General features: G+C 59.0%; 12 protein-coding genes. 4 read left to right on the top strand and 8 right to left on the bottom strand.

Annotation, left to right across the window (positions count from 1 at the left end):
• Positions 1–23 precede the first annotated feature (23 nt).
• The 5 genes from LPB19_RS00430 to trhA form a co-directional block, all read right to left on the bottom strand.
• A complete protein-coding gene (locus LPB19_RS00430) occupies positions 24–839 on the bottom strand; it encodes an ion transporter (RefSeq protein WP_206644135.1) in 816 nt (271 codons plus the stop codon).
• A gap of 173 nt (positions 840–1,012) precedes the next feature.
• A complete protein-coding gene (locus tag LPB19_RS00425) occupies positions 1,013–1,402 on the bottom strand; it encodes a septal ring lytic transglycosylase RlpA family protein (RefSeq protein WP_206644134.1) in 390 nt (129 codons plus the stop codon).
• Positions 1,403–1,549: 147 nt separating this feature from the next.
• Positions 1,550–2,005, bottom strand: coding sequence for an EVE domain-containing protein (locus tag LPB19_RS00420; protein WP_206644133.1), 456 nt, complete (start codon positions 2,003–2,005; stop codon positions 1,550–1,552).
• A 113-nt stretch (positions 2,006–2,118) separates the two neighbouring features.
• Complete coding sequence (locus LPB19_RS00415) at positions 2,119–3,075, bottom strand: SGNH/GDSL hydrolase family protein (protein WP_206644132.1); 957 nt, start codon at positions 3,073–3,075, stop codon at positions 2,119–2,121.
• A 154-nt stretch (positions 3,076–3,229) separates the two neighbouring features.
• Positions 3,230–3,919, bottom strand: a complete 690-nt coding sequence (trhA, locus tag LPB19_RS00410) for a PAQR family membrane homeostasis protein TrhA (RefSeq protein WP_228289157.1) — start codon at positions 3,917–3,919, stop codon at positions 3,230–3,232.
• A 334-nt stretch (positions 3,920–4,253) separates the two neighbouring features.
• Between trhA and LPB19_RS00405 the strand changes: the two genes are divergently transcribed.
• Positions 4,254–5,171, top strand: a complete 918-nt coding sequence (locus tag LPB19_RS00405) for an AEC family transporter (RefSeq protein WP_206644131.1) — start codon at positions 4,254–4,256, stop codon at positions 5,169–5,171.
• On the opposite strand, the gene LPB19_RS00400 is transcribed toward LPB19_RS00405, so the two are convergent.
• The gene (locus tag LPB19_RS00400) at positions 5,168–5,827 is read right to left on the bottom strand and encodes a cation transporter (protein ID WP_206644130.1); all 660 of its coding nucleotides are present in this window, start codon (positions 5,825–5,827) and stop codon (positions 5,168–5,170) included. The two genes, LPB19_RS00405 and LPB19_RS00400, sit on opposite strands and share 4 nt — an antisense overlap.
• A 288-nt stretch (positions 5,828–6,115) precedes the next feature.
• Here LPB19_RS00400 and LPB19_RS00395 point away from each other — a divergent pair, with 288 nt between their 5' ends.
• The gene (locus LPB19_RS00395; RefSeq protein ID WP_206644129.1) at positions 6,116–6,637 is read left to right on the top strand and encodes a hypothetical protein; all 522 of its coding nucleotides are present in this window, start codon (positions 6,116–6,118) and stop codon (positions 6,635–6,637) included.
• Between the two features lie 49 nt (positions 6,638–6,686).
• Here LPB19_RS00395 and LPB19_RS00390 read toward each other — a convergent pair whose 3' ends face one another.
• Both LPB19_RS00390 and LPB19_RS00385 read right to left on the bottom strand, forming a co-directional pair.
• On the bottom strand, positions 6,687–8,210 hold the full coding sequence (locus tag LPB19_RS00390; RefSeq protein ID WP_206644128.1) for an FAD-binding domain-containing protein: 1,524 nt from the start codon (positions 8,208–8,210) through the stop codon (positions 6,687–6,689).
• Positions 8,207–8,350, bottom strand: coding sequence for a DUF2256 domain-containing protein (locus LPB19_RS00385; protein ID WP_206644127.1), 144 nt, complete (start codon positions 8,348–8,350; stop codon positions 8,207–8,209). Before LPB19_RS00385 ends, LPB19_RS00390 begins: the two co-directional genes overlap by 4 nt.
• Before the next feature lie 153 nt (positions 8,351–8,503).
• Here LPB19_RS00385 and LPB19_RS00380 point away from each other — a divergent pair, with 153 nt between their 5' ends.
• Positions 8,504–10,192 carry an HAD family hydrolase gene (locus tag LPB19_RS00380; protein ID WP_206644126.1) on the top strand — a complete coding sequence of 563 codons (1,689 nt, stop codon included), beginning with the start codon at positions 8,504–8,506 and terminating at the stop codon, positions 10,190–10,192.
• Positions 10,193–10,444: 252 nt separating this feature from the next.
• The gene (locus LPB19_RS00375; protein ID WP_206644125.1) at positions 10,445–11,842 is read left to right on the top strand and encodes a pectin acetylesterase-family hydrolase; all 1,398 of its coding nucleotides are present in this window, start codon (positions 10,445–10,447) and stop codon (positions 11,840–11,842) included.
• Positions 11,843–11,854 lie beyond the last annotated feature (12 nt).

Below are 11,854 nucleotides of genomic sequence, written 5' to 3'. Positions count from 1 at the left end.
CCCGGGGAATGGCGGGTATCCCGCTATCGTTCCAGCCTTCGCGACAGTTCATCCAGTTTGCTTTGCACCGCGTGCAGCTGCTTGACGATTTCATCCCGCTCGTCATGGGCCTTCTGAGCCTGCAGGGCATTCTGTTCTTCGCCCATGACCTCAAGGATTGCGCCAATCATCATGTTCAGGAACACAAAGGCCGTGAGGAAGATGAACGTCAGGTAGTACAGCCAGCTGAGCGGGTATTGCTCCATGGTGGCGTACATGACGTCGGTCCAGTCCTCGAAGGTGGCGACCCGGAACAGCGTCAGCATGGAGATGGCGACATCGCCCCAGAGTTTCTGATCCACTTCCGCAAAGAAGATCGCGCCCATGGCAGCGTAGATGTAGAAGATGATGAACATCAGCAGGGCGATGTAGCCCATGCGGGGGATGGCCTTCAGCAGGGCGTTGATCAGCTGTCGCAACTCCGGCACCACCGACACCAGACGCAGTACCCGGAATACCCTGAGCAGCCGGCCGAGCAACACTGCCTCGGAATTGTTCAGCGGGATCAGGCTGCCAATCACCACGATGGTGTCGAACAGGTTCCAGCCATCCAGCAGAAACTTGCGCTTGTTCGGGCAGGCGGCAAACCGGAACAGGATTTCCACCAGGAAGAACAGCGTGATGGCGTTGTCCGTCAGGATCAGGCTGTGTTCGGCCCAGGCCGGCAGATCGTAGGTTTTTGCGCCGATCGTCAGGGCTGACAGAATGATGATGGCAATGACAACGCCCTGGAAAATCTTGCTGGATTCAATGCGGCGTAATTGGTTGAAACCCTCCGAAGGGTTCATTTCCGGGGACATGCGGGTACTCCAGATGAAGTCGGGACAGGCAATTCTAATGATCCCGGGAGGGGCAATCTATAGTGCAGAGACCAGTATATGGCCCTCCGGGCGCACATCCGTCGTGCGCGTCGAGAGGCCCTTCTTGCATGCACTGAATCAAGTCGGATCAGGTGCCCGGTGCTGCCTCAGCACTATCTCAGCACTTCAATTTCAACGTCAATCAACCCCAGAGACGGGTTGCCGATACGTCTGAATGCCGATTTGGTGAGGTCAATGATACGGCCTTCGACAAAGGGGCCTCGATCATTGATTTCGACCACGACACTTTTGCCATTGGCGGTGTTGGTTACTTCGACCATCGAACCGAAGGGCAGCGTTTTGTGGGCTGCGGTATCCCGCTCCTGTTTGAAGGTTGCGCCGCTGGCGGTTGTTCTGTTCTGAAATTTGTCCGCGTAAAAAGACGCCTGGCCCGTTTCGGTGAAACCCTTCCAGCTGCCTCCGGCACCCGGATGGGCTGTGGAACAGCCTGCGAGGACGCTGAGGAACATAATTGCCAATACGGTTCGTGCAGTGATTGCCATAGTCTGAGTCTTCTGTCGTGTTCCGGCCATGGGCAGCAGCGAGCTTGAGATAGCCTGGCGATCGTGCCGCTCGGTCTCTGCCAAAGATTTCGAGACCAGAGCTTACCCCAGGACTGCCCGGGCTGCATGTGACCATGCTTTAAGGACTTACTCCTGCTGCAGGATAATCTGCCACTCCGCTTCGCTGACGGGCATAACCGATAGCCGGCTTCCCTTGCGAACCAGTGGTAATTGCTCCAGCCCGTCGAGGGATTTGAGCTCGTCCAGAGGAATCAGTCGGGACAGCTTTCGAACGAAGGCAAAGTCGACGGCCTGCCAGCGTGGCTTGTCCGGCGAACTTTTGGGGTCGTGATAGGGCGAGTCTGGATTGAACTGGGCGGGGTCCGGGTAGGCAGCTTTCACGACTCTGATGATGCCGGCGATGCCGATGTGCCGGCAGCTGGAGTGATACAGAAAGACCTCATCATTCGGAGCCATCTGAGCGAGGAAGTTGCGGGCCTGGTAGTTGCGCACGCCATCCCATGGAATAACCGTGTTCGGGGAGTGAGCGAAGTCGTCAATGCCGCACTCATCCGGTTCTGATTTGACCAGCCACTTTGTCATTGTCTGTTCCGTCCGGTGAATCTGGGCGGAGTATAGCGGAATGGGTGTTTGCGCCAATAGTCTGCGTTGGCTGTAAGCCGGTCTGCACGCTAAGGTGCAGACCGGCCCTGCGCTCAGGGCGTTGTGAGCTGGATGAGTTGAGCGCCAGCGTTCTGGTGCACGGCGGTGGTCGGGTGGACGGCATCGAAAAAGATGTAGCCCTCGCAAGCCGGAAACTGGAGGTCGGCCAGACAGCTGTCTTCGGTATTGGTGAAGCCCAGCACATCGGCGTCTTCAATCTGGCTGTTCAGGAGGCCGGCTAGGTCCCACTCGATAATATCGATACCTGTCAGGGTCTCGATCCGTGCCACGGCACTTGCCAGTTCTTGGTTGAACTGGGCCGCCAAGCGGGATGTGTATGTGTAGAATTTCTCGGCCCGTTTGGTTTCCTGTTGGTCGTCAGCAGCCGCTTTCAGGCTATCGACAATAACGTCGGTGCGGGGCGCCAGACTAATATCCGGCGCATTCCCTACCAGCACATGTTGGGCGCCCGCTAATACAAGCTTGAACAGCTGTAACTCGATGGATGCCACTGCATCACTGACTCTTTGTTCTGCAGCCTTGCGGATATCCTGGCGAGCTGGACTCGACTCCTCCGCTACCGAGGTTTGACGGATATCCTGGGCATCGAACAGATCGTTACTGCCAACGACAACGACGTGCAATGCGCTGGGGTCGGCTTGCAGGCTGTTGCCCGCCAAGTAGGCATTCACTTGGCTGGGAAGGTTTGCGTCGAACTGGGTTTCACTCCCCAGGGCCGTCGCGCCACCAACGGCGTAGTTGTTGCCGCCGGCCAGGAAGGGCACGGCCTGTTGATTGTAAAAGCCAGTCAGTACATCCACGGCAACCGGGCCATTGGTGAAGCGTTCCGGCACCTGCCCGCCAGTCAGAATGGCTGCATTGCCTGTGTCGGACAGGCTGTCACCGAATATTCGAAAGCTGTCAAAGGCGTGGGCGAAAGAGACTGAAGCCAGGAGGCCTACAACCAGTGAAGTAAAGCGCAGGGTTAATCCGAACCTGAGATATTTCATTGCTCGTCCCCTTGTTCCAGTTATTTATCGTTGGTCGGCTTGTCCCTTCCGGCAATGTGTCTCAATCCGTGATACGTAACAAAGTGTAACAGGGGGGGTGGTTTTTTCGAGGTGAACGAGAGAATGGGCCAAAAAGAGCTGAGCCGGGCCTGCCTCACACGGCGTGTGGCAGAACCCCGAAATAGATCGCACTGAAGTGGCAGGCACTGCCACCAATAACAAACAGGTGCCATACGGCGTGCATGTAAGGCGTGCGGTCGGCCAGGTAGAAGGCAACGCCCGCGGTGTAGACGATGCCGCCGGCAAACATCAGTGTCAGGGCGGTGTCGCTCAGGTTGGCGACGAGGTCGGAAGAAGCAAAGATGATGAGCCAGCCCATGGCGATGTAGATGCCGACCCGAGCCAGCTTGAAACGATTCTTGAAGATGATCTTCAGCACCACCCCCGTCAGCGCCAGTGACCAGACGATGGCGAACAGCGTCCAGCCGACGGTTCCGCGCATGTTGACCAGCAGGAAGGGCGTGTAGGTCCCGGCGATCAATAAAAAGATGGCGCAATGATCGAGAGTTTTGAATAACTTTCGAAGCTCCGGGTGCCGGGTGCCGTGGTAAAGGGCGGACGCCAGGTACAGCAGGATAAGGGAAGCACCGAAAACACTGAAACTGACCAGTTTCCAGTTGTCATCCAGTTGACTGGCTCCGGCCACCAGAACGATGGTCCCGATCACGCTCAGAACTGCGCCGATACCATGAGTGGCGCTGTTCAGCCATTCCTCAATACGGTGGTGAATCGACGCCGGGGCATTGTCTGGGTGGGGCATTGGGTCGGGATTCTGTGTAGACATAGGCGTACCCTACTTGAGCGTACAGGTGTACGCAAATGTTTGTTTGGTAATCTGAGGGTTGGTCAGTTCCTTTGATCAAAGCGTAAAATATTTCAATAGGTGACAGTGAACCCGATTGTCTGTCAGCCGCGTATATCAGTTTAGTACACGAAGTGCGTTGACCTCTGTGCGTTGTTCGTTGCGTACCCTGGCAGCAGGCAATCCCTGCTGCCTTTTTTGTGCGCGATCGGCAGAGCATGTGCGCGGCGGCGTGGTCGGGCAGTGCCAGACAGTGCAGCCCATCCGGGGATCGGGGTACACTGCGCGTTTTCCTTGTTGCCGTTCCGGAGAACCCATGGCTGCCGCGCTGGCTTTGTTCGTCAAGCTCATTCCCTTGTATGTCACCGTCGTATTGGGCTGGATCGCAGGCCGGTTTCTGGAGGCCAGTGGTAAGCACATCGCCGGGATTATGCTGTACATCGTCACGCCGTCGGTGGTGTTCTCGGGTGTTATGGCTGCGCCGCTGTCCCTGGAAGTGATCTTTCTGCCGTTTCTGGTATTTGGCATTGCCTCACTGCTGGCGATTGTTCACCTGAAACTGGGGCGGTCGGTTCTGTCCGATGGCAGCGAGCGCATGCTTCCCTTGTGCGTGGGATCCGGCAATACCGGTTACTTCGGGATACCGGTGGCGTTGCTGCTGTTCGGGGAAGAAGGGCTGGCGCTGTACATCGTATGCATGCTCGGGTGCACCCTGTTTGAAACCTCCGTGGGCTTTTATCTGGCGGCGCGCGGGCGCTATGACTTCAAGGATGCCTTGCTCCGGGTGGCCCGGCTGCCCTCAGTGTATGCCTTTGCTCTGGCCGTCGCCCTGAACCTGTCCGGTTTCGGCATTCCCGACACCTTCGTGCCGCTGTTCGACAACCTGCGGGGCGCCTACAGCATTCTGGGCATGATGATCATCGGCATGAGCATTTCCAGCTTCCGGGGGCTGGCGGGCAACATCCAGTTCACCGCGCTGGCGTTCTGGGGCAAGTTCGTGAGCTGGCCGCTGGTGGTGATCATTTTCTGGTGGCTGGATGTGCACGTACTGGGGCTGTACGAGCCTGCCGTGCACAAGGCCTTGTTCCTGATTTCCATCACGCCTATTGCGGCGAACACGGTGGTCATCGCAACCTTGCTGGATTCTCATCCCAGGCAGGTGGCCGGCACTGTGTTGCTGTCGACCCTGTTTGCGCTGATTTATATCCCGGTGATGGTGTCGCTGGCGTTCTAGTTGGACTGGGCGGACGACCCGGACGGAGCCACCTCTGTGGCACAGGCTTTCGCTTCGGCGGCATCGGCACGGGCATGGCGAACCACGCTGACGCCGGCGGTGACGGCCAGGGTGCCCATAATTGCGGCTACCACCAGATCGGGCCAGGCGCTGCCCGAGCCGAACACGCCCACGGCGGCGAGCATAACGGCGATGTTGCCGATGGCGTCGTTGCGGCTGCACAGCCACACCGAACGCATGTCGGAATCCCCCTCCCGGAACTGGAACAGCAAGATCGCAACACTGACGTTGGCTACCAGAGCCAGCAGCCCCACGGCGCCCATGGTTAATGGCTCCGGTGTGATGCCGCTGTTGGCCAGCCAGAGGGCCCGTGCCCACACCACCAGGCCAAAGGTGGCCATGGTGAGCCCTTTCACCATCGCAGCCCGGCTGCGCCAGAGCATGCCCATAGACAGCACACTCAGCGACAGAATGTAGTTGGCGCTGTCACCGAAGAAGTCGATGGCGTCCGCCAGCAAAGACACGGAGTTGGACTGGAAGCTGGCGATGCCTTCCACGAAGAACATGGCGAGGTTTACCCAGAGGGCGATCCACAGTGCCCGGCGGAATCCGGGGGCGGGGCCTTGGGGCTCGGGGGCGGAACAAGTACAGGCCATGATTACTCCCAGTTAAAAGTAATTCCCTTGGTAAAGACTCTGTGGTTACTGCAGGGACAACCGGTTGCTCAAGGTTGTCTGGCAATCAGCTGCTCCCTGCACCATAACCCCCAACGATCACAGGAACAACAAACCGGAGCGGTTTGGAATCAGGCCATCGTGGCAGGCATCGATTCAAAATGATACAGATCAACTGAGTGCTATATCCATGCGGGCTTGATGTGACAGTTTCCGGCCCGGGATCTAAGTTGTAAGAGCGTTCAGCGTCACCCGTTAAGGAGATTAACAATGCTTACAATGCAACGAATGCTCGCCATTGGCGTGCTGGCACTGACACCTGCCTGGGCCCTGGGCCACGGCAGCAACGGGCCGGCCTCCGGGCACGGGCCGGGCATGATGATGAGCCCCGAACAGATGGAGCAAATGCATCAGAACTGGTCCCGGATGGATCAGATGATGCAACAGGTTCCCGATGCCAGTTCTCAAGCCGAGCGGCAGCGCCTGATGCAGGAACATCGGAAGGCGATGGAAGAGCAGATGAAACTGATGCACAAGGGCATGATGGGGCCCGGCATGATGGGCGGTACTGGCGAGGGCCACGGCATGATGGGTGGTAATCAGGGTCAGGGCATGATGGATGGCAATCAGGGGCAGGGCAAGAAACAAGGTCAGCCAGGCTCCGGAAAGCAGTCCGGTGGTAATCCACCGAGCGTTGATCAGCGCATGAGCATGATGGAAGAACGGATGAATCAGATGCAGTTGATGATGGAACAGATGTTCCGCCACCAGCAGCAGATGAACCGGAACTGATGGACCAGGCTGCCCAAGGCCCGGTCCAGCGCTCTTCCTATCAAGGTGGCTAGTCGAAGAGCGGAAGTTGGGCGTCGCTGGCGGCCTTTTTCGGCCCGGGGCGGGGTCGGCGCTGGGCCGGCCCCTTGCGGCTGCCGTGGCGCTTGAGCACCCGCTGGGTTTCGTCCCGGGAAACCTGACTTTTATAGAATTCGCCCATGGCCTTGCGAGCCGCCCGTGCGGCCTGTTCGTGGTCGCACACCGGGGCGATGTAGGTGTTGCCGCCATAGCGTTCTTTCTGTGCCGGCGTCATTAGCCAGGGCGTGTGGATAAACTCGGTTGGCACACCCTGAAGCTCCGGTATCCAGCTCCGGATGAACTCGCCTTCGGCGTCCAGCTTCTGGCTCTGCAGCACCGGATTGTAGATGCGCCAGACGTTGATGCCGGTCAGCCCCGACTGCATCTGCGCCTGCGGATAGTGAATACCGGGTTCGAAGTCGGTGAACTGCCGCGCCAGATGAAGCGCCGGTGCGCGCCAGTGGATCCAGAGGTGGTAGCTGGCCACCGCCATCAGCATAGCCCGCATCCGGAAGTTGCTCCAGCCGGTGTGGTGCAAAGCCCTCATGCTGGCGTCCACCAGCGGCCAGCCGGTCTGGCCTTCCTGCCAGCGCTGCAGACGTTCGGAGTGGTCGCCCGCGCGTTTCAGGGGTTCAAGCTCCCGGTGCATGGCCCGAAACTCGAGTTCCGGTTCGTCTTCCAGCTTCTGGATAAAGTGGCAATGCCAGTGCAGGCGGGAGCGGAAACTGGTGAGGCTGCGCTTTTTCCGGGGCAGGGTGTTGGTGTCCTGGCCCGTCGCTTTGGCCGCCTGGTAAACCTCCCTCAAACTGATGGTGCCGTAGGCAAGGTGCGGGCTGAGCCGGGAGCAGGCCCGCACGGCCGTAAGCGGGCTGGAGATGTTGTACTGGTAACCGACACAGCGCCGGTCCAGAAACGATGCCAGCAACTTGTCCGCGTTTTGGCTGCCACCGGCCTGGCGATCCGGGCAGGGGGAGTCGTCTGCCATCTCCGGAGCGGCGACTGGCTGAATCAGCTGCCTGAATTCGGGGCAATGGGGCAGGTGCGCGGGTGCGGGTAACGGCGTTGGTTTCATCAGGGTGTTCCACGCCCTGTCCCACAGATCTCTGTCTTTGAGGCGGCGAACCACGCCGTAGGGTTGCCACTCCCGGAACTCGATGTTGTGCTCCTGGCACCAACCAATCACCGTTTTGTCGCGGTCAAATGTCCATCGCCCGCCGGTTTCCTGGTGACAAAAAACTCGGCTGAACGGTGTGCTCCGGTGCAGGCGTTCGAGAACCTCACGGGCGTTGCCGGTCAGTATCAGCAGATCGCTGCCCATGCTCCGCAGCTGCCGGCGCAGGTCCGTCAGGGCGTCTTCGGTGAATGCCCACTGGCGGGCGGATGTGTCGGGCTGCTGCCAGTAGTCGGGCTCGACGATGTACACGGGCAGCACCGGCTCACCGAGTTCCGCAGCGGCCACGAGGGGGGCATGGTCACGGGTTCTGAGATCGCGTTTGAACCAGACGACAGTGGTCATTTTGCTCGGCTCCGGTTGCGCCTGCACCGTTCACTGCAGTAGCGCACGGTGTCCCAGTCCCCGGCCCATTTTTTTCGCCAGTGGAAGGGGCGATGGCAGACGGGGCAGATTTTTGAGGGCAGGTGGGGTTTGGTGTGCACGGTACTCCGTTGTTTCTCGACGCGGGTTACAGCAAGTACGTTGCCAGACGCTCCGGGGATTACCCGGCGGTCGGATGTGCAAGGAGGCGCAACTGTGTTTATCTTTACCGACAGGTTGTTACGAGTCCGGCCGGTTCCAGACGGAGGCAGTCTATGGCCCGATTTACCGAGTCCCTTCCCGCCCCCTCGGTGCTGATCTTCGATTGGCACGGTACGCTGGTGGATACCCACGACGCCATGTTCAGTGCCATGGAAGAGATGTTGCCTCAGCTGGAAGAGCTGAACCTGGTGGAGCGATTACTGCCCGAGGATCAGTGCCTGACACAGGATGACGCCCGCCTGGTGCGCTACATCCGGATTTTCCGTCGGCTGCACCCACGCATACTCGCCGAACGCCGGGTGTCCAGAACCGATATTTTTAACGCCATTTTCGGCGAGGATCGGGACGCCAAGCTAATTGCTCACAAGGCCTATAACGCGGCTTACCGCCGTTATTTCGGCCAGGTAAAACCCTTCCAGCCCGGCGCCTACGAGTACCTGTCGGCGCTCAAGGCGCTGGGCATCAAGCTGGCGGTATCCACCAACCGCAATCGCGAGTTTCTGGATAAGGAGCTGCGCACCGTCGACGAGGGGCGCTGGCAGCATCTGTTTGACGCCACCGTATGCGCCGACGACGTGACCGAATACAAGCCGGACCCTCAGGTAATCCTGAAGGTTCTGGAGCAGCTGGGGGTGCCGGCGGACGACCGGGCCTGGTACGTGGGCGACAGTTTCGTCGACATGTTGACGGCCCACCGGGCCGGCGTGGCCGGTGTGTTTTACAACGGGGCTGGCTGGGAGCAGGCCCGAATCGACAGCTGGTTTTCGTCCCGCGATGCGCCGGCGGCGATTGTGGAAAGCTTCGAAGAGTTACTGGACTTGCTGGCTCTGCTGGAGCGCCGGGAACCGAGCGCTTTTTTGCAGGCGCCAGCGGAGGTGCGCCCCAGACCGTTTCCACCTCCCGAGCGTCCGGAACCCAGAATAGAAGCCGACTGGCACCCGGCGCTGGTCAAATTGATCCGCCCGTCGGTGGTGCTGTTCGACTGGCACGCCACCCTGGTGGATACCCTGGATGCCATGTACCACGCGGTGGACGACATGCTGCCGGATTTCCACAAGCTGGATTTGATGGATCGCATGGTGGCACCGGAGGACAGTAAGACCCCGGAAGACGCCCGGCTGGTGGCTTACGTGCGGGAGTATGCCAGGCTGCACCCGAAGGTGAAGGCGGACCGGAAAATCTCCCGCACCGATATTTTCGAGGTGCTGTTCGGTGACGATCAGGAAGCCAAGCAGATTGCCCACCGGGCGTTCAATTACCACTACCGCACCCACTACGGCACGGTGAAAGCGTTCGAGCCGAAGGTGCGGGATGTGCTGGAAGGGTTGCATCGCCTGCACATGCAGGTGGGGGTGATCACCAACCGGGACCGGGAGTTTTTTGAGCACGAGCTGGCGGCGGTGGAAGGCACTGGCTGGAGCCACTTGTTTGATGCCGATGTGTGCGGCGATGACACGCCGCTGCGCAAACCCCATCCGGATCAGTTGCTGCTGGCGGTGCAGAAACTGGATTATCCGCCGGATCCGAGCGTCTGGTACGTGGGTGACAGCACCACCGATGTGATTGCCGCCAAGCGGGCGGGCATGACGTCCGTGTTCTTCAACGGCGCCCAGTGGGACCAGCCCTGGCTGAACCGGATTTTCCCCGGCACCCACAAACACCCGGACAAGCCGGATGTGGTGGTGAATGACTTCTCGGAATTCTGGGCGCTGGTGCTGGCCTGCGAGATCGGTCCGCCATGATGGTTTATCGCTCTGCGAAGCGGTTTCTGCCGTTTGGCTTATCGGGCCAAATCAATAGCTACTCCTCAGAATGCGTTCTCTAATCTTATGAATTTTAGAGCTTTTGTCTCAAAGCTATTACCCTCCTTTTTTTACGTCTATCCGTTCTAGACCCCGGCTTGGTCCGTCCTCACTTTCCCGTCTAATTTCGCTTCAGATCGGTTGTTGTTTCTTGCCGGTTGCCAATAACAACAACATGACGGAGAACGAACAGTGAAATTGGTATTCAAAAATCAACTGTTAGTATTTGCATTACTGCTAGGGTGTTCTGGTTCTGCGTTTGCTGAGCTGGGGGATTACGGGTTTTGGCGAACACTCCGAAACCTGATTGTACCGCCGGCGGCAGACAACCCGGTTACCCCCGCCCAGCGCGAGGGACTTTTCCCGTTGCTGGCCAATCCGTCCGGCTTCAATGACGGGTTTTCGCCGGCCAAATACTACACCTGGCAAACCGTGCAACTGTCCGCGGAGACCGGTGCCGTCTGTGGTAATGGCTCCCCGTACAAGTTCTTTGTTAACCGCGTGCCCAGCACCAGCAACACCATTGTGTACCTTGAGGGTGGCGGTGCCTGCTGGGATTACGAGAGCTGTTCCGGACAGTCGGGCATACGGGGCGCACGCAACCCGGATGGTATCCCGGACAACTACATGGACCTCACCAACCCCGGTGCCAGTCTGGTCAGCCCGTTTGTGGTCAGGCTGAACCCGCTGACCTCAGTGAAGACCCAGGGCTGGAACATGGTGTACATCCCCTACTGCACGGGTGATGTGTATTCGGGCGATAAGGTGGCGGTGTACGAGGATCCGGCCGGCCAGGCCGAACCGCTGGTCTGGCATCACAATGGCTTGCGGAACACCCGGGCGGTGGTGTCCTGGCTGAAGGACAACCTGCAGCGGCCCAAGCAGATGCTGACCACCGGGTGCAGCGCCGGCGGCCTGGGCAGCCTGACCAACTACTACCCGCTCCGCCGGGACATGGCGCCCAATCGCGGCTACCTGATCAACGATTCCGGGCCCGCGTTCAGTGCGCCGGTCAATGGTGATCCCAACGTTTATCCTTCCGTGCTGTTGCAGAACTTTATTCGCATCGCCTGGGGGCTGGATGGCGCATCGGGGCCTCTGGCGTATCTGAAATCGGGCCTGCCGCTGCTGAACCTGAACGATCTGGGATCGCTGTATGCAGCGCTGTCCGCACAGTTACCGGATGATCGAATGGGGCATACGCACTTCTGGCAGGATCTGAACTACTCCTCCTACTCCTATGAGCGGTTTTACCCGGAAATCGAGAATGCGCCGGATCAGGCCACTAAAGAAGCCTTGCTCCACGAACGCTGGTATCAAGACACCAACCGCCTGAAAAACACCCTGTCCAACCTGGATAACTTTGGCTACTTCCTGCCCTGGTTCCGTGATGTGAACGAGAGCCACTGCACCACCATCATCGAGTTTGCCAATTCGGATATTCAGGAAGCCAACCTGGAACTCGATGACTTCGTGGACAACGTGCTGGAGGGCAGCGGGGCGGTCATGCAGGCCTCTGAGCAAGACCAGCAGATTGACTACAACAAGCCGTTTAACTTGCTGTATTCCCTGTTAGACGGACTGCTGTAAGCCAGCAGAACC

The sequence above is a fragment of the Marinobacter salinisoli genome (assembly GCF_017301335.1).
Taxonomy (GTDB): Bacteria; Pseudomonadota; Gammaproteobacteria; order Pseudomonadales; family Oleiphilaceae; genus Marinobacter; species Marinobacter salinisoli.
This window is presented reverse-complemented; position numbering and strand designations above follow the sequence as displayed.